At 74.0% G+C, this 15,809-nt stretch carries 18 protein-coding genes; 5 read left to right on the top strand and 13 right to left on the bottom strand.

Features of this window, described 5'->3' with window-relative positions; all coding sequences use genetic code 11:
* Window positions 1–2: 2 nt before the first annotated feature.
* The 5 genes from K304_RS0107030 to K304_RS0107010 all read right to left on the bottom strand — a co-directional run bounded on the left by K304_RS0107030 (window position 3) and on the right by K304_RS0107010 (window position 3,199).
* Complete coding sequence (locus K304_RS0107030) at window positions 3–401, bottom strand: OB-fold nucleic acid binding domain-containing protein (protein ID WP_027763172.1); 399 nt, start codon at window positions 399–401, stop codon at window positions 3–5.
* Window positions 398–1,159 carry an ABC transporter ATP-binding protein gene (locus K304_RS27730; protein ID WP_051308027.1) on the bottom strand — a complete coding sequence of 254 codons (762 nt, stop codon included), beginning with the start codon at window positions 1,157–1,159 and terminating at the stop codon, window positions 398–400. Before K304_RS27730 ends, K304_RS0107030 begins: the two co-directional genes overlap by 4 nt.
* Window positions 1,160–1,291: 132 nt before the next feature.
* On the bottom strand, window positions 1,292–2,083 hold the full coding sequence (locus tag K304_RS0107020; RefSeq protein WP_027763171.1) for a DUF3710 domain-containing protein: 792 nt from the start codon (window positions 2,081–2,083) through the stop codon (window positions 1,292–1,294).
* 1 nt (window position 2,084) lies between these two features.
* Window positions 2,085–2,609, bottom strand: a complete 525-nt coding sequence (dut, locus tag K304_RS0107015; protein WP_027763170.1) for a dUTP diphosphatase — start codon at window positions 2,607–2,609, stop codon at window positions 2,085–2,087.
* Window positions 2,606–3,199 (bottom strand): PaaI family thioesterase, encoded by a 594-nt coding sequence (locus K304_RS0107010; RefSeq protein ID WP_051308025.1) that lies wholly within the window; start codon window positions 3,197–3,199, stop codon window positions 2,606–2,608. The genes dut and K304_RS0107010 overlap by 4 nt, the downstream gene beginning before the upstream one ends.
* A gap of 61 nt (window positions 3,200–3,260) precedes the next feature.
* On the opposite strand from K304_RS0107010, the gene K304_RS0107005 reads away from it, so the two are divergent.
* The gene (locus K304_RS0107005; protein WP_078528723.1) at window positions 3,261–3,788 is read left to right on the top strand and encodes a DUF3093 domain-containing protein; all 528 of its coding nucleotides are present in this window, start codon (window positions 3,261–3,263) and stop codon (window positions 3,786–3,788) included.
* A gap of 46 nt (window positions 3,789–3,834) precedes the next feature.
* On the opposite strand, the gene K304_RS27725 is transcribed toward K304_RS0107005, so the two are convergent.
* The 4 genes from K304_RS27725 to K304_RS0106985 form a co-directional block, all read right to left on the bottom strand.
* Window positions 3,835–4,737, bottom strand: a complete 903-nt coding sequence (locus K304_RS27725; RefSeq protein ID WP_078528720.1) for a hypothetical protein — start codon at window positions 4,735–4,737, stop codon at window positions 3,835–3,837.
* Window positions 4,738–4,754: 17 nt separating this feature from the next.
* Window positions 4,755–5,054 carry a DUF4193 domain-containing protein gene (locus K304_RS0106995; RefSeq protein ID WP_023528427.1) on the bottom strand — a complete coding sequence of 100 codons (300 nt, stop codon included), beginning with the start codon at window positions 5,052–5,054 and terminating at the stop codon, window positions 4,755–4,757.
* Window positions 5,055–5,480: 426 nt separating this feature from the next.
* A complete protein-coding gene (locus K304_RS0106990; RefSeq protein ID WP_027763167.1) occupies window positions 5,481–6,734 on the bottom strand; it encodes a sensor histidine kinase in 1,254 nt (417 codons plus the stop codon).
* A gap of 3 nt (window positions 6,735–6,737) precedes the next feature.
* The gene (locus tag K304_RS0106985; protein ID WP_027763166.1) at window positions 6,738–7,391 is read right to left on the bottom strand and encodes a response regulator transcription factor; all 654 of its coding nucleotides are present in this window, start codon (window positions 7,389–7,391) and stop codon (window positions 6,738–6,740) included.
* Between the two features lie 412 nt (window positions 7,392–7,803).
* On the opposite strand from K304_RS0106985, the gene K304_RS0106980 reads away from it, so the two are divergent.
* Window positions 7,804–7,998: a hypothetical protein gene (locus tag K304_RS0106980; RefSeq protein WP_027763165.1), complete on the top strand. Its 195-nt coding sequence runs from the start codon at window positions 7,804–7,806 to the stop codon at window positions 7,996–7,998.
* A 209-nt stretch (window positions 7,999–8,207) separates the two neighbouring features.
* Here K304_RS0106980 and K304_RS0106975 read toward each other — a convergent pair whose 3' ends face one another.
* Together K304_RS0106975 and K304_RS0106970 are read right to left on the bottom strand one after the other, a co-directional pair.
* Window positions 8,208–8,984 (bottom strand): inositol monophosphatase family protein, encoded by a 777-nt coding sequence (locus K304_RS0106975; RefSeq protein WP_486591600.1) that lies wholly within the window; start codon window positions 8,982–8,984, stop codon window positions 8,208–8,210.
* Window positions 8,985–9,088: 104 nt separating this feature from the next.
* Window positions 9,089–10,201, bottom strand: a complete 1,113-nt coding sequence (locus K304_RS0106970; protein ID WP_027763163.1) for a ferrochelatase — start codon at window positions 10,199–10,201, stop codon at window positions 9,089–9,091.
* A 126-nt stretch (window positions 10,202–10,327) separates the two neighbouring features.
* On the opposite strand from K304_RS0106970, the gene K304_RS0106965 reads away from it, so the two are divergent.
* Complete coding sequence (locus K304_RS0106965) at window positions 10,328–11,647, top strand: D-arabinono-1,4-lactone oxidase (RefSeq protein WP_027763162.1); 1,320 nt, start codon at window positions 10,328–10,330, stop codon at window positions 11,645–11,647.
* 410 nt (window positions 11,648–12,057) lie between these two features.
* A complete protein-coding gene (sepH, locus tag K304_RS0106960) occupies window positions 12,058–13,125 on the top strand; it encodes a septation protein SepH (RefSeq protein ID WP_027763161.1) in 1,068 nt (355 codons plus the stop codon).
* Window positions 13,126–13,190: 65 nt separating this feature from the next.
* On the opposite strand, the gene K304_RS0106955 is transcribed toward sepH, so the two are convergent.
* Window positions 13,191–14,021: a sulfurtransferase gene (locus K304_RS0106955; RefSeq protein WP_027763160.1), complete on the bottom strand. Its 831-nt coding sequence runs from the start codon at window positions 14,019–14,021 to the stop codon at window positions 13,191–13,193.
* 127 nt (window positions 14,022–14,148) lie between these two features.
* Between K304_RS0106955 and K304_RS0106950 the strand changes: the two genes are divergently transcribed.
* Window positions 14,149–14,973, top strand: coding sequence for a VOC family protein (locus K304_RS0106950; protein WP_027763159.1), 825 nt, complete (start codon window positions 14,149–14,151; stop codon window positions 14,971–14,973).
* A gap of 21 nt (window positions 14,974–14,994) precedes the next feature.
* On the opposite strand, the gene K304_RS27720 is transcribed toward K304_RS0106950, so the two are convergent.
* A complete protein-coding gene (locus K304_RS27720; protein ID WP_051308011.1) occupies window positions 14,995–15,765 on the bottom strand; it encodes a thymidine kinase in 771 nt (256 codons plus the stop codon).
* Window positions 15,766–15,809: the final 44 nt, after the last annotated feature.

Here is a 15,809-nt window from a genome sequence, read left to right as displayed (position 1 = left end):
CGCTACTCCTGTCCGAGGGGTCGCAGTTCGTACTTGGGGTTGAAGAGCACGGGGCGGCCCCGGTTCATCGCCACCCGGCCCCAGGCGATCACCTTGCGCCCGGGTTCGATACCCGCGATCGCCCGCCTGCCGAGCCACACCACGTCCAGGGCGGCCGAACCGTCGAAGAGTTCGGCCTCCAGGGTGGGAACTCCGGCGCGTGGCCGCAGCGTCACGGTGCGCAGTGTACCGGTCACGCGGACGAACTGCCGGTCCGTGCACTCGCTGATGCGCGTGCAGCCGGTGGTCGCCGTGTCCTCGCGCAGTTCGGCGGACCGCAGATCCTCCTCCGAGGAGGACAGCCGCTCCAGGAAGCGCCGGAAGCGCCCGTGGGCGGGCTCGTCGCGGGTGGCACCTTTCATAGCGCCAGCGTACCCGCGCCGGGCAAGGGTTCCCGGCTCTGCCGGACCCGGCCGTCGGTGAGCTCCAGCACCTCGTCGGCGAGGCCGAGGAGCGCCTCGTCGTGGGTGGCCACCAGGGCGGTGACGCCCTCGCTGCGGACGACGGCGCGGAGCAGTTCCATCACGGCGAGTCCGGTGTCGGCGTCGAGCTGGCCGGTGGGCTCGTCGGCGAGGAGCAGGCGGGGGCGGTTGGCGAGGGCGCGGGCGAGGGCGACGCGCTGCTGCTGGCCGCCGGAGAGTTCACCGGGACGCTGTGCGGCATGGTCGGAGAGGCCGACGAGGGAGAGCAGCAGGGCGACGCGCTCCTCGCGTTCGGCGGTGGGGGCACGCCGCAGGCGCAGCGGGACGCCGACGTTCTCGGCTGCGGTGAGCACCGGGAGCAGGCCGAAGCCCTGGAAGACGAAGCCGACCCGGTCCCGGCGCAGCTCCAGCAGCTGCTCGCCGGTCAGGTCGGCGAGGGCGGTGCCGTCGACGGTGACCGTGCCGTCGTCGGGGGTGTCGAGCCCGCCGACGAGGTTGAGGAGAGTGGTCTTTCCCGATCCGGAGCGTCCGCGGACGGCCGTGAGCCGGCCGCGCGGCACGGTGAACGAGACGCCGCGCAGCGCGTGCACGGCGGTGGCGCCGCCGCCGTACGTGCGGTGCAGGCCCTCGACGACGACCATCGGCTCGGGCCGCTGCCCCGGCGAGGTGCCGGCCTCCTCCGGTACGGCGTCGCTCATGTGCCCCCCTGGTCCCCGTGCGTGCCCGGAGGCCCCCTACGGACCTCCGGCCCCGCTCCGCGACGCCCTGAGGCGTGTCGCGGCGGCGGGGCCGGGACGACCGTACCGCCCGGTGCGCGGCTGCGGCAGGGGTCAGCGGACCTCGGTGATCTCGGGGCCGCGCTGGAGCTTGTCGATGCCTCCGGCGAACCGGGAGCCCTCCTCGACGGTCTCCTGCCGGACACCCTCGGGAACCATCTGGGCGTCCTCGGGGAGCTGGAGGACGATCGGGTCGCGCGGGGCCATCGGCGACTCGCCGCGCACCACGACGGTGTCACGGAAGATCGACTCGAGCAGCCCGGCCTGCTCCGGCTGGACGGCACCCTGGCCGGAGATCACGCCGCGCAGGAACCAGCGCGGGCCGTCGACGCCGATGAACCGCACGACCTGCACGCCGTGCTTGCCGTCGGGCAGCTGGACGGGGACCTGGGCGCGCAGCTCCCAGCCGAGCGAGCCCTCCTTCTCGTCGATGACGCCGCCCTGCTTGGTGATGCCGGCGGCGATCTCCTCGCGGACCTCCTCCCAGATGCCCTCGCGCTTGGGGGCGGCGAAGGCCTGGAGCTGGACGGCGCTGTCGCGGAGCACGACGGTGGCCGCGACGATCGCGTCGCCGGCGACCTCGACGCGGAGCTCCATGCCCTCCACGCCGGGAACGTAGATGCCGCCGAGGTTGACGCGGCCCTTGCCGGGCTCGCCGACCTCGGAGAGGTCCCACGGGCCGTCCGGTCGCGGGGCCGGGGGCAGCTTGACGCGCTGGGCCTCGGCGTCGGTCACGCCGTCGGCGCCGGTGGCGTCGCTCCCGCCACCGTCGGACTGCTCGGTCTCGAACTCGTCCGAGGCGCCCCTCTCAGGCTTTTCGCTCTTCTTGCGACGACGTCCGAACACGTCACTGTCCTCTCAGGTCGGCGTCCAGGCCGGATTCGACCACAACGGAATCTTCTTGGCGTGCAGCGGTGCCGGTGCCGTGGCCCCCGGTCGAACCGAAGCCCCCCGCGGCCCGTGCCGAGCCCGGCAGCTCCTCCACCTCGTGGAAGCGCACCTTCTCCACCTGCTGAACGACGAGTTGGGCGATGCGGTCGAACCGTTCGAACCGCACCGTCTCGCGCGGGTCGAGGTTCGCCACGATCACCTTGATCTCTCCACGGTACCCGGCGTCCACGGTTCCGGGGGCATTGAGCAGCGAGAGGCCGCAGCGGGCGGCGAGGCCGGATCGGGGGTGCACGAAGGCGGCGTACCCGTCGGGCAGTGCGAGGGAAACCCCGGTGGGCAGCAGCGTCCGTTCGCCGGGGGCGAGCACGGCGGCCTCGGTGGTGACCAGGTCGAGGCCGGCGTCGCCGGAGTGGGCGTAGGCGGGGAGCGGCACCTCGGGGTCGAGGCGGCGGATCAGCACGTCGACGGGCGGCCGGGTCACGGGTTCACCTCGAAGGCGCGGGCGCGGCGGACCTGGTCCGGGTCGGCCATGGCGGCCTGGATCTCGGCCTCGCGGCCGTGGTCGACGAAGTGCTCGACCCTGACCTCGATGAAGACGGCGTCCGCGCGGACGGCGACCGGCCCGTCCGCGCCGCCGATGCGGCCGGTGGCGGTGCAGTAGATCTTGCGGCCGTGCCGGGCGGTGGCCCGGGCGTCCAGGTGCAGCACCGTGTCCACGGGGACCGGGCGGACGAAGTCGGCCTCCAGACGGCCCGTCACGGAGATGACGTGCATCAGCCAGTTGAGGGAGCCCAGGGTCTCGTCCAGGGCGGTGGTGAGCACCCCGCCGTGGGCGAGACCGGGTGCGCCCTGGTGGGCGGGCTTGACGGTGAACTCGGCGGTGACGGTCACGCCCTCCCCCGCGCGGGCCTCCAGGTGCAGGCCGTGCGGCTGCTTCTCGCCGCAGCCGAAGCACTGGTTGTAGTGGGAGCCGAGCACCTCGCCGGGGGCGGGCGCGTCGGGGTGACGGACCGGGATCACGGCGTCGTCCGGCGGCGTCAGGGAGGTTCGGGCGGGTCGTTCTGCACTCACGTGTGCAGACCTTACCGGCGCGGAGGGCGGCGGCCCCGAGCGGCCGTGCCAAGCTGGAGACATGGAGCAGCCTTCCACCCCCTCGGCCTCGTCCCCGTCCGCACCCTCCCCGCAGGGGGCCGCACGGACGGCCGGGCCGTTCGACGAGCGGCTGACGGCGCCGCGGTCGTGGTGGCTGATCGCCGTGCTGGCCGGGCTGTCGGGCGGGCTGATCCTGCTGCCGGTGGGGGCGGTGGCGATGCTGGTCGGGCTGGTGGTGACGGGCGCGGCCGCCGCGGTCGGAGTGAGCGCGTACGGGTCGGCCCGGGTTCGGGTCGTCGCCGGCTCGCTGGTCGCCGGGGACGCGCGCATCCCCGTCGCCGCGCTGGGCGAGGCATGGGCGCTGGACGCGGACGAGGCGCAGGCGTGGCGCACGTACAAGGCCGATCCGCGGGCGCACATGCTGCTGCGGGGTTACGTGCGCACGGCGGTGCGGGTGGAGGTCACGGACCCGGAGGACCCGACGCCGTACGTGTACGTCTCGACGCGGCGGCCGGAGGCGCTGGTGGCGGCCCTGGAGGCGGCCGGGGAAGCCGCTCCGGAGGGCTGACGGGCCCGGAGGGACCCGCAGGGACCCGGGACCCTTGCGGGCGGGCTCAGCGGCCGGGCGGGAGCCCGGGAGCACCGGGCGGGGGAAGTTCACCCGGCGGTGGCAGCTCGTGCCAGGGGACGGCGACCCGTCGGAGGTCGGCGCGGACCCGCTCGGCGAGCTTCGCGGTGTCGCGCCGGTTCATCACCGCGCCCACGGCCGCACCCACCATGAACGGAGTGAGGCTGGGCAGGTTGCGCAGCGTCCGTTTGAGGAGCTGCTGCCGCAGTTCGCGGCGCATCTGCACGCCGAGCGCGGCGTTCACCGTCGCGGGTTTGGTGAGGTCGATCCGCCGCTCGGAGGTCCAGGCCTGGAGGTAGGCGGCGGTGCGCTGCTGGAGGGTGCCGGGGGCGCGGCGGCCGTACACCTCGTGCAGTTCGGCGATCAGCTTGAGCTCGATGGAGGCGACGCCGACGATCTCGGCGGCGAGTTCGGTGGGCATCGCCGGCGGGACGGGCATCATCGCGGCCGCGCCCACGCCGGCGCCGACCGTCGCCGAGCCCTTCAGGGCACCCGAGACGAGCCGGTCGGCGATCTCCTCCGGACCGAGGCCCGGGAACTGGCGGCGCAGCGTCTCCAGGTCCCGCACCGGGATGCGCGGTGCGATCTGCACGATGCGGTCGGCGACCACGCCGAGGAAGGCGCGGACCCGGCCACGCCGTGAGCGGTCGTCGGGGGCGTCCGGATCGAGGGGGTCTGCTGCTTCCGGCACGTCCCCGCTCCCGGCCCGCTCGGTCTCGGCCGCCGATTCCGCCCCTCCTCGGGCACCGGCCGCTCCGTCGGCCGCGTCGGCGCCGCTCCGGCGCGCCCACGGGACGCGCGGCAGGCGGCGGCGCGCGGGCACCGGTGCGAGCGAGGCGCCCTCGTCCTGGGCTCCTCGCTCGGCATCACGTGCGTCGTCTGCCGCCACGGCGGGGGCGTACCGGATCAGGCCGCGCAGTCGCGGCAGATCGGGTGCCCGTTCTTCTCGGCCGCGAGCTGCGAGCGGTGGTGCACCAGGAAGCAGCTCATGCAGGTGAACTCGTCCGCCTGCCGCGGCAGGACGCGGACCGACAGCTCCTCGTTGGACAGGTCGGCGCCGGGCAGTTCGAGGCCCTCGGCCTGCTCGAACTCGTCCACGTCGACGTTGGACGCGGACTTGTCGTTTCGTCGTGCCTTGAGCTCCTCGATGCTGTCTTCGTTGACGTCGTCGTCGGTCTTGCGTGGGGTGTCGTAATCCGTTGCCATGTCGCTCTCCCCCTCTGGGTGTATGCGGTGTCTCAGCGCACGTAACGCGTGAGAGGCCGGGCTTGTGCCCGACCTGAGGCGGAGATTTTGCCTCACATCAAGGTCTGTTACTCAATCGACACCCGACCCGACCCCCGAAGAGGTGATCGGGTGGGCAGTCGATCAGGACCGTAGACGGTCCGAAAGTCGCACTTGGCGCGCGACACTCCGTGGTCTGCCCACGATCGACACCAGGCGAAACCCGGACGTTCCGGCATTTCTTCCCGGCCGAAGATCACACAGCGTCGATGCGGCCGAAATCGCCTGTGTGATCGATCACAGCCGCGCAGGCGCCCGCCCCGGCGGCGTCCGTGTCCGCCGAATTCCGTACATGTGCTCCTCCTCACACCCCTTCGGTCGACCCTCGGGCGAGCCGTGACGCCCGGCTCAGACGGGCAGCACGACCCACACGACCAGGCCACCCTCGTCCCTCGGCCGCGCCTGCACGGTCCCGCCGTGGGCCCGCACCACGGACCGCACGATGGACAGCCCCAGGCCGACGCCCCGGTCGCTTCCGGTCCGCTCGGAACGAAGACGCCGGAACGGCTCGAACAGGTTGTCCACCTCGTAGGCCGGGACGTGCGGCCCGGTGTTCTCGACGACCAGCAGCGCGTGCCCGGGCTGCGCCTCGGTGCTCACCGCCACCCAGCCGCCCTCGGGAAGGTTGTAGCGCACGGCGTTCTGCACCAGGTTCAGCGCCACCCGCTCCAGCAGTACCCCGTTCCCCTGCACGTACGCGGGCGGGCGCAGGCCGCCCAGCTCCACGCGCGCCGCCTGGGCGTCGGCCCGCATCTGCTCCACGGCCCGGCCGGCCACCTCGGCGAGGTCGACGGGCTTGCGGTCGACGATCTCGTTCTCACTGCGGGCGAGCAGCAGCAGGCCCTCCACCAACTGCTCGCTGCGTTCGTTGGTGGCCAGCAGGGTCTTGCCGAGCTGGTGGACCTCCGGGGAGGCGTCCGGGTCGGAGAGCTGCACCTCCAGCAGCGTGCGGTTGATGGCCAGCGGGGTGCGCAGCTCGTGCGAGGCGTTGGCGACGAAGCGCTGCTGGGCGGTGAACGCCCGGTCCAGCCGGTCCAGCATCTCGTCGAAGGTGTCGGACAGCTCCTTCAGCTCGTCGTCCGGGCCCTCCAGCTCGATGCGCTTGTGCAGGTCCGACCCGGCCACCTGGCGGGCGGTGCGGGTGATGCGGCCCAGCGGGGACAGCACCCGGCCGGCCATCACGTAGCCGAACGCGAAAGCGGCCAGGGCGAGGCCCATGAGCGCCAGCAGCGAGCTGCGCAGCAGCTCGTCCAGCGCATGGGCGCGCTGCACGTCGTTGCACTGCGCGAGGCGGCGCATCAGCTCCTCGGCGGGCATCCGCCCGGCCAGCTCCGGGCAGGTGTTGGAGGTCAGCTGCGCCTCCACACCGATGATCTTGAACGGCAGCTCGTTGATCTCGTACAGCGCCTGGGCGGCGAGCAGGTAGATGATCGTCAGCAGCACCATGCCGGCGATGAGGAACATGCCGCCGTACAGGAGCGTGAGCCGTATCCGGATCGTGGGCCGCAGCCAGGGGTACGGGCGGGACGGCTCACGCGGGTCCCAGGTGGGCTTCGGGGGCGCGTCGGGGGGCGGCGGGGCGGGCGTAGGAGCGTCGGCCATGGCTCAGATCCGGTACCCGGCGCCGGGGACGGTGAGGATGACCGGTGGCTCGCCGAGCTTGCGACGCAGGGTCATCACGGTGACGCGGACGACGTTGGTGAACGGATCGGTGTTCTCGTCCCACGCCTTCTCCAGCAGCTGCTCGGCGGAGACCACGTTCCCCTCGCCCCGCATCAGCACCTCCAGCACCGCGAACTCCTTCGGCGCGAGCTGCACCTGCCGGCCCTCCCGGAACACCTCGCGGCGGTTCGGGTCCAGCTTGATCCCGGCCCGCTCCAGCACCGGCGGCAGCGCGGCGGTCGTACGACGGCCCAGGGCACGGACCCGGGCGATCAGCTCACTGAACGCGAAGGGCTTGGGAAGGTAGTCGTCGGCGCCGATCTCCAGGCCCTCGACGCGGTCGCTGACGTCGCCCGACGCGGTGAGCATCAGCACGCGGGTGGGCAGACCGGACTCGACGATCGCCCGGCAGACGTCGTCGCCGTGCACCAGCGGCAGGTCCCGGTCGAGGACGACGACGTCGTAGTCGTTGACGCCCACGCGCTCCTCGGCGGCCGCGCCGTCGTAGACCACGTCGACGGCCATGGCCTCCCGCCTCAGTCCGGTCGCCACGGCATCGGCGAGCAGCTGCTCGTCCTCGACGACGAGTACGCGCACGGCGGTCTTCCTTCCCTGTCCGGTCCGGTCGGTCCGGCCCTGTCCTCGATGCGCCCCGGCGGGGCGGGCAGCGGTGCCGCCGGGGCGGTCGCGGGCGCGGCGGCACGCGCCGCCGCGCCGCACCCCAGCGGCGTCCTCCCCCCATCCTGCCCGCCCCGCCGGTAAACCGGCGGTAAGAGGAGGTGACGGGCGTGCGGGAGCGGGACGCGGGACGACCGGGGATTTTTTTCGCCACCTGTGAGGTTTTCCCCGGCATCAAGGTGGGGAGGACGAGTGCACACCCAACGATCACGCCTTGCCGGCGGCATGGCCCGACCCACCCGGGCTTTCGCGTCGGCCGGGCAGCACGTCGTGATCGTGCCCATCACCCTCGGCACACCCCCGTGCCGCCGACCATGACGAGGGGGCGCACATGGACGCGTTCACCGCAGGCATTCTGCAGCGGATACGGAGCACCCAGTCCGATCTGCACGCCGCTCGTGAGTCGGGCGACGACTTCCTCGTGGACGTCGAGCAGGCCGAACTGGAGGATCTGCGGCGCATCGCCGCCGATCACGGCGTGGACGTGGACCGCGTCAGCCGGGGGGTCAGCGCCTCCCCCTGCTGAAGCGGACGTTCGCGGCCGTCCCTCCACGACGGGCTGCGTCATCGCCGCCGACACAGCCGACACAGTGCCCCGGGCCTTCAGGTCCGGGGCACACTCCTGTGCGGAGCCGACCGCCGGCCCGGGAGCGCCGTCACGACGGTGCTCCCGGGGAGGCGGCGACGGCCGCCGGCGCTCCGCTGCGCGCCGTGAGGAGGCGCGCACGGAAGGGGTCAGTCGTGCCAGGCGCCGAGGGCGTCGAGGAGGGGCTGGAGGGTGCGGAAGACCCCCGGGGAGGCGGCGACCGTCAGGTCCTCGCCCAGCGGCTCGCCGGGCCGGCCACCGGTCAGCGCACCAGCCTCGCGGGCGATCAGGTCGCCGGCCGCCCAGTCCCAGCGGTGCAGTCCGCGTTCGTAGAAGCCGTCGAGCCGGCCCGCGGCCACGTCACAGAGGTCGACGGCCGCGGAGCCGGACCGGCGGATGTCGCGGACCTGCGGGACGAGACGGCGCGCCACCTCCGCCTGGGCGACGCGCCGCTCCTGGACGTAGTTGAAGCCGGTGCCGATGAGGGCCTGGTCGAGCGAGGGAGAGGTCCGGCAGCGGACCGGCCGGCCGTTGCGGAAGGCGCCGTGCCCGGCGACGGCCCGGAACGTCTCCGCGCGGGAGGGGATCTCGACGACGCCGACGACGGTCTCCCCCCGGTACTCCGCGGCGACGGAGACGCCCCAGGCCGGGAGGCCGTAGAGGTAGTTGACGGTGCCGTCGATCGGGTCGACGATCCAGCGCACTCCGCTGGTGCCGTCCACCGAGGCGCCCTCCTCGCCGAGCACGCCGTCGTCCGGCCGGTGCTCGGCGAGGTGCCCGGTGATCAGCTTCTCGGCGGCGAGGTCCATCTCGGTCACGACGTCGATGGGGCTGGTCTTCGTGGCCGCCACGCCCAGGTCGTCCGGCCGCCCGTCGCGCAGCAGCACACCCGCCCGTTCCGCCGCCGCCAGCGCGGTCTCCAGCAGGTCGGCCTTGAGCCGCTCGAGCGCGTCGGGGTCTGAGGCGTCGCGGGGCCTGTGGTGTCCGTCGGTCACGGTGCTCGTGCTCCTCGTCGTCGGGGTGGGCGGGGTCAGGCGTACGGGCTGTCCGCGCCGGCCGCGGCGGGTTTCGGCGTGCGGGCCGGGCAGCAGCCCGCCGGGCACACGTCGTGGCTCGGCCCGAGGGTGCCGAGCGCGCAGCGCCGCGGCCGTTCGCCGCGTTCGGTGGCGGCCCGTTCCCGCACCAGTTCGCGGACGGCCGCGGCGAACCGCGGATCGTCGCCCACGGTCGCCGAGCGGGCGGCGGGCAGTCCCAGTTCCTCGGCCTTGGCCATGGCCTCGGTGTCGAGGTCGTACAGCACCTCCATGTGGTCGGAGACGAAGCCGACGGGGATCATGACGACCGCGGGCGCACCGGAGCCGTGCAGGTCCTCCAGGTGGTCGCAGACGTCCGGCTCCAGCCAGGGCACCTGCGGTGAGCCGCTCCGCGACTGGTAGACGAGCCGCCAGGGCCGGTCGACGCCGGTGGCCTCCCGTACCGCTGCGGCGATCACCCGGGCCGCGTCGAGGTGCTGGGCGACGTACGCGCCGCCGTCCGGGCCGGAGGTCTCGGCGGACGCGGTGGGGATGGAGTGGGTGCAGAAGGCGAGGTGGGCGCCGTCGCGCACGGCCTCCGGGAGCCTGCCGAGGGCGGCCAGGACGCCGTCGGTCACCGGGTCGAGGAAGCCGGGGTGGTTGAAGTAGTGGCGCAGCTTGTCGACGCGCGGCGGCGCCAGGCCCTCCGCCTCCAGCGCGGCGAGCGACTCGGCGAGGTTCTCGCGGTACTGCCGGCAGCCGGAGTAGGAGGCGTAGGCGCTGGTGGTGAGCACCAGGACGCGGCTCGCGCCGTCCCGCACGGCGTCGCGGAGCGCGTCGGTGAGGTACGGCTGCCAGTTGCGGTTGCCCCAGTGGACCGGGAGGTGGAGTCCGTGCGCGGCGAAGTCCTCGCGCAGCGCCTCCGCCAGTGCCCGGTTCTGCGCATTGATGGGGCTGACGCCGCCGAACCGGTAGTAGTGCCGTCCGACCTCCTCCAGACGTTCCCGGGGGATTCCGCGGCCCCGGGTGACGTTCTCCAGGAAGGGCACGACGTCCTCGGGGCCCTCCGGGCCGCCGAAGGAGAGGAGGAGCAGGGCGTCGTAGGGGCGGGCATCGAGCGCGTCGGACATGTCCTCGATCCTGCCACCCGGGCCGCCCCGAGCCGCGCAGGGCCCGTGAGTATGATCCCCGCAGCCGCCGGGGGCGGCCCGTGCGCACGGTCCGTACGAGGAGTCCGCAGCAGGAGGGGGTCGGGTATGGGCGCACCGAGCAGGGGCGGCTCGCCGACGTGGCGGAACTGGGCGGGGAACGTCGGGATGCGTCCGGTCCGCACGGTGGCGCCGTCCTCGACGGCGGCGCTGGCCGAGGCGGTGCGCCGGGCGGCGGAGGACGGCCTGCCGGTGAAGGCGGCGGGCACCGGCCACTCCTTCACCACGGTCGCGGCGACGGAGGGTGTGCTGCTGCGCCCGGACCGGCTGTGCGGGGTGCGGAGCATCGACCGGACGGCCGGCACGGTCACTGTCGCGGCGGGCACGCCGCTGCGGCAGCTCAACGAGACCCTTGCCGGCGAGGGTCTGTCGCTGACCAACATGGGCGACATCATGGAGCAGACGGTGGCCGGGGCGGTGAGCACCGGCACCCACGGCACGGGCCGTGATTCGGCGGGACTGGCGGCGCAGGTCGTCGGGCTGGAGCTGGTGCTCGCGGACGGCTCGGTCCTGCAGTGCTCGGCCGAGGAGAACGCCGACGTGTTCGCCGCCGCCCGCGTCGGCCTGGGCGCGCTGGGAGTGATCAGCGAACTCACCTTCGCCGTGGAGCCGTTGTTCCTGCTCACCGCCCGGGAGGAACCGATGCCGTTCGGGCGGGTGACCGAGGAGTTCGACCAACTCGCGGCGGAGAACGAGCACGTCGAGTTCTACTGGTTCCCGCACACCGAGCACTGCAGCACCAAGCGCAACAACCGCAGTCCGGGTCCCCCGAGGCCGCTGCCCCGCGTGCGCGGCTGGGTGGACGACGAACTGCTGTCGAACGGCGTGTTCCGCGCCGTGTGCGCACTGGGCCGGGCCGTGCCGGGAACGGTTCCCGGGGTCGCCCGGATCGCCGGCCGGGCGCTCTCCGCGCGCAGCTACACCGACGTCCCCTACCGGGTGTTCACCACGCCGCGGCGGGTGCGGTTCCTGGAGATGGAGTACGCGCTGCCGCGCGAGGCCGGGATGGCGGCGCTGCGCGAACTCCGGGCTCTCATCGAGCGGTCGGACTTCCGGGTGAGCTTCCCCGTCGAGGTGCGGACCGCGCCGGCCGACGACATCACCCTGTCGACGGCGAGCGGGCGGGACAGCGTCTACCTCGCCGTGCACATGTACCGGGGGGCGCCGCACGAGGCGTACTTCACGGCCGCGGAACGGATCATGACGGCGCACGGCGGGCGCCCGCACTGGGGGAAGCTGCACTCGCGGGACGCGACGTGGCTGGCGGAGGCGTACCCGCGGTTCGGGGAGTTCCTGGCGCTGCGTGACCGTCTCGACCCGGGGCGGGCGTTCGGCAACGACTATCTGAGCCGGGTACTCGGGGACTGAGCGGAGTCGGACGGGGCACCCGCCACTCCCCAGACCGGATCGCAGCCTTCCGATTGTGTCGATCTAGTGAATGTCCGGACGGCCCGAGGTGGCGCGCGACGGCGCGCCGAGCGCCTGAAGCCCACCTGCGGACGGGAGTTCGGCGGCGCGTCACCCCACCCGGATGGTCCGAATGGAGTAGTGTGACGAGCCCTGGCCTCGGCCCCGACCCTGGCTTCGCTGCCCAGCGTGACAGCCCGTCACGTTGAGTGGTCAACGTGTCACCGTGCCATAACGGCGGAGCGGGACCGGGGCTCGACACGCCGGGCGAGTCGGCAAGGTTGTGGCAGGCTGCACCCGGGCAGGCCACACTCGTCCAAGCGGGAGCAGCGACGCACGTGACGTCGGCAGGCACCACCGGGGAGGTTCCCATGCCCGAACTGCGTGTCGTGGCCGTCAGCAACGACGGCACACGGCTGGTGCTCAAGGCTGCCGACAGCACGGAATACACCCTTCCGATCGACGAACGGCTGCGCGCCGCCGTGCGCAACGACCGTGCGCGCCTGGGGCAGATCGAGATCGAGGTGGAGAGCCACCTGCGCCCCCGGGACATCCAGGCCCGGATACGAGCCGGCGCCACCGCCGAAGAGGTCGCGCAGATGGCCGGCATCCCCGTCGAGCGGGTCCGCCGCTTCGAGGGCCCGGTTCTGGCCGAGCGCGCGTTCATGGCGGAGCGCGCCCGGAAGACCCCCGTGCGTCGCCCGGGCGAGAGCACCGGTCCGCAGCTCGGCGAGGTGGTGGCCGAGCGGCTGCTGCTGCGCGGCGCGGACAAGGACACCGTGCTGTGGGACTCCTGGCGCCGGGACGACGGCACCTGGGAAGTGGTGCTCGCCTACCGGGTCGCCGGCGAACCGCATTCGGCCGGCTGGACGTACGACCCGCCGCGGCGGCTGGTGCAGGCCGTGGACGACGAGGCCCGTTCGCTCATCGGCGAGACCGACGACACCCCCGAGCCGAGCTTCCCCTTCGTGCCGCGCATCGCGCGACTGCCGCGGGACCGCGGGGACCGGGGCGAGCGCGGGGACCGTCCGGAGCTGGAGCCCGCCGCGCTGCCGCCCGCATCGGCCGACGGCGCCCCCGCGGAGGCCGCCGACTCGCTGACCAGCCTGCTGGAGGCGGTGCCGAGCTTCCGGGGCGACCTGGTCGTGCCCGAGCGGCCCGCCGCCATGCAGTCGGCCGACGCGGAGGAGGACGGCACCGCCGTCGCCGACCGGGAGTCCGACGAGGACCGGGAGCAGATCGATCCGCCCGCCCCCGCGGCCAGCGCGGGCTCCGCGTACGCGGACGTGCTGATGCCCCGTTCGGTGAAGGCGCACCGCGAGCGGCTCACCGGGAACACCGACCGGCAGGCCGAGGCGGACGGCGTCCGGCCCGGCCGGCGGGCCGCGGTGCCCAGCTGGGACGAGATCGTCTTCGGCACGCGGCGCAAGAAGGAGTGACCGGGCGGCCGGCCCGCCCCTCGCGGACTTCCCGCGGAGGGGCGGGCCGGCCGCCCGGTTCGGTCTCAGCCCGCTTCCGGGCCGGTGGCCACCGGGCGCGCCGGGTCGGCGGTCCACTCGCTCCACGAGCCCGGGTAGAGCGCGGCGTCGATTCCCGCCTCGGCGAGCGCCAGCAGTTCGTGCGCGGCCGACACGCCGGAGCCGCAGTACACGCCGACCTCGGTGCCCGGTGTGACGCCGAGCGCGGCGAAGTGCGCGGCGAGCTCCGCGCCCGGGCGGAAGGTGCCCCGGTCGGTGACGGTCGCGGTGGTGGGCGCGGAGAGGGCGCCGGGGATGTGTCCGGCGACCGGGTCCAGCGGCTCCACCTCGCCGCGGTACCGCTCGCCGGCACGGGCGTCGAGCAGCGCCCCGCGGCGGGCGAGCTCCGCCGCCGCGTCCGCGTCCAGCGTGGGCAGGGAACCGGGTACGGGGACGAAGTCGCCCTCGGCGGGCTCGGGCAGGTCCTTCGTCAGCGGCCCGTCCCAGGCCGGGAGGCCGCCGTCCAGCACGCGCACGTCCGGGTGCCCGGCCCAGCGCAGCAGCCACCAGGCGCGCGCGGCGGCCCACCCGAGGCCCCCGTCGTAGGTGACCACGGGACGGTCGGCGGTCACGCCGGCGCGGCGCATCGCGGCGCCGAACACCTCCGGCGCGGGCAGCGGGTGGCGTCCGGTGCCCGGCCCCACGGGCGCGGCGAGTTCGGTGTCCATGTCGACGTGGACGGCGCCCGGCAGGTGGCCTTCGGCGTAGGCGGGGCGGCCGGGCGGGCCGCCGGGGACGTAGCGGACGTCGAGCAGCACCGGCGGCCGGGGACCGGCCAGTTCGGCTGCCAGCGCGGAGGCGGTGAGGAGTGCGGTCATGACGCCATCCTCCCGCAACGGCGTCCCGCCGTCCCGCGCCTCCGCCCGCGCTACGGGACCGGATGACACAATTCACCGCACGGGTACACGGAAGAGACCGCACCGACGATGGTCAGGGGAGCAGCAGATGACGCAGACAGTCAGCGCGCGGCAGCGCCGGCAGACTCCGGGCACGCCGTGCTGGGCCAGTCTCATGGTGCGCGATCTCGACCGCAGCCGGGACTTCTACCAGGGCCTCTTCGGCTGGGAGTTCACCGCCGGACCGCAGCAGCTCGGCCCGTACGTCAGAGCGGTGCTCGACGGGCGTGAGGTGGCCGGACTCGGCGAGACTCCGGCGGGCCGGCGCTTCCCGGCCGCCTGGACCCCCTACCTGGCCAGCGACGACGCCGACGAGACGGCGGGCCTCATCCGGCTGTGCGGCGGTACCGTCGCCGTGGGCCCGCTCGACTTCGGCGACACGGGACGGCTGGTGGTCGCCGCCGATCCCGGCGGCGCCGCGTTCGGCGTCTGGCAGAGCGACGAGGACACCGGTCTCCAGGTGGTGGAGAACGCCCCGGGCACGCCCGTGTGGTTCGAGCTGCTGACGCACACGACGGCGGGGCCGGGCGCCTTCTACCCGTCGGTGTTCGGCTACGGGACCGAACCAGACCCGGACGGCGACGACCCGGACGGCGACGAGCAGGACCGGCTGACACTGCTGGTCGGAGACCGGCCGGTGGCGACCGTGCGCGGCACGGACGGGGCCCGGCCGTCGGCGCACGGACCGCACTGGAAGACCTGCTTCGCCGTCCGGGACGCCGAGGACACGGTGCGGCGGGTCCGGGAACTGGGCGGCCGACTGGTCCGCGAGCCGCATCCCACGCCGTACGGCGTGCGGGCGACGGTGGCGGACGCCGAGGGGGCGGAGTTCAGCGTACGCGAGCAGCCGGGGGCGTCCGGCGGGGCGGCCTGAAGGGGCGCGGGCCCGTCCGTCTCAGGCGGGTGAGCCTCCGGGCCCCCGCACACCTTCGGGCGCCGGGGCCGAGCCGTTCACGGGGGCCGAGCCGTTCACTCCGCCGGGAACCGGGCCCGGCGGCGGGGGCGCGGCCGCCGCGTCCACGGGCAGAACGTCCGGGGAGAGCGGCGCGGCACCCGCCGTCACCGCCGTGAGCCGGCGGCGGTGGTGGCGCCTGCACAGCACCTCGTAGCCGATCTCCGCGGCCGGGCCGCCGCGTCCGCCGATGTCCCCGACGACGACCTGCGCGCCCTCGACCACCATGCGCCCGCCGACCGTACGCGCGTTGTGGGTGGCGCGGGCACCGCACCAGCACAGCGCCTCGACCTGCAGCACCTCGATGCGGTCGGCCAGCTCCATCAGCCGCTGGGAGCCGGGAAAGAGCTTGGTGCGGAAGTCGGTGGTGATGCCGAAGGCGTACACGTCTATGCCGAGGTCGTCGACGATGCGGGCCAGTTGGTCGACCTGTTCCGGGGAGAGGAACTGCGCCTCGTCGGCGATCACGTAGTCGCTGCGGCCGCCCGCGGTCAGGTGCCGGACGAGGTGCAGGTGGAAGTCGAAGGCCTCGTCCGCCTCGACGGCCTCCGTCACCAGGCCGAGGCGGGAGGACAACAGCCCCTCCCCCGCCCGGTCGTTCCGGGTGAAGATCATGCCCTGGAGGCCGCGTGCCGACCGGTTGTGCTCGATCTGGAGGGCCAGCGTGCTCTTGCCGCAGTCCATCGTGCCGGAGAAGAAGACCAGCTCGGGCATGGAGAAGACGGACCTTTCGGGGTCGGGGGCGGTGGGCGGTGGCG

This window comes from Streptomyces sp. CNS606 (genome assembly GCF_000426325.1).
This window is presented reverse-complemented; position numbering and strand designations above follow the sequence as displayed.

Bases quoted from the DNA above. Each gene is read 5' to 3' on its own strand.
- K304_RS0106980 (WP_027763165.1), top strand. From the start codon at position 7,804: ATGGACGCGTTCACCGCAGGCATTCTGCAGCGGATACGGAGCACCCAG.
- K304_RS0106955 (WP_027763160.1), bottom strand. From the start codon at position 14,021: ATGACCGCACTCCTCACCGCCTCCGCGCTGGCAGCCGAACTGGCCGGT.
- K304_RS0106970 (WP_027763163.1), bottom strand. From the start codon at position 10,201: ATGTCCGACGCGCTCGATGCCCGCCCCTACGACGCCCTGCTCCTCCTC.
- K304_RS27730 (WP_051308027.1), bottom strand. From the start codon at position 1,159: ATGAGCGACGCCGTACCGGAGGAGGCCGGCACCTCGCCGGGGCAGCGG.
- sepH (WP_027763161.1), top strand. From the start codon at position 12,058: ATGCCCGAACTGCGTGTCGTGGCCGTCAGCAACGACGGCACACGGCTG.
- K304_RS0107005 (WP_078528723.1), top strand. From the start codon at position 3,261: ATGGAGCAGCCTTCCACCCCCTCGGCCTCGTCCCCGTCCGCACCCTCC.
- K304_RS0107030 (WP_027763172.1), bottom strand. From the start codon at position 401: ATGAAAGGTGCCACCCGCGACGAGCCCGCCCACGGGCGCTTCCGGCGC.
- K304_RS0106965 (WP_027763162.1), top strand. From the start codon at position 10,328: ATGGGCGCACCGAGCAGGGGCGGCTCGCCGACGTGGCGGAACTGGGCG.
- K304_RS0106990 (WP_027763167.1), bottom strand. From the start codon at position 6,734: ATGGCCGACGCTCCTACGCCCGCCCCGCCGCCCCCCGACGCGCCCCCG.
- K304_RS27720 (WP_051308011.1), bottom strand. From the start codon at position 15,765: ATGCCCGAGCTGGTCTTCTTCTCCGGCACGATGGACTGCGGCAAGAGC.
- K304_RS0106995 (WP_023528427.1), bottom strand. From the start codon at position 5,054: ATGGCAACGGATTACGACACCCCACGCAAGACCGACGACGACGTCAAC.
- K304_RS0106950 (WP_027763159.1), top strand. From the start codon at position 14,149: ATGACGCAGACAGTCAGCGCGCGGCAGCGCCGGCAGACTCCGGGCACG.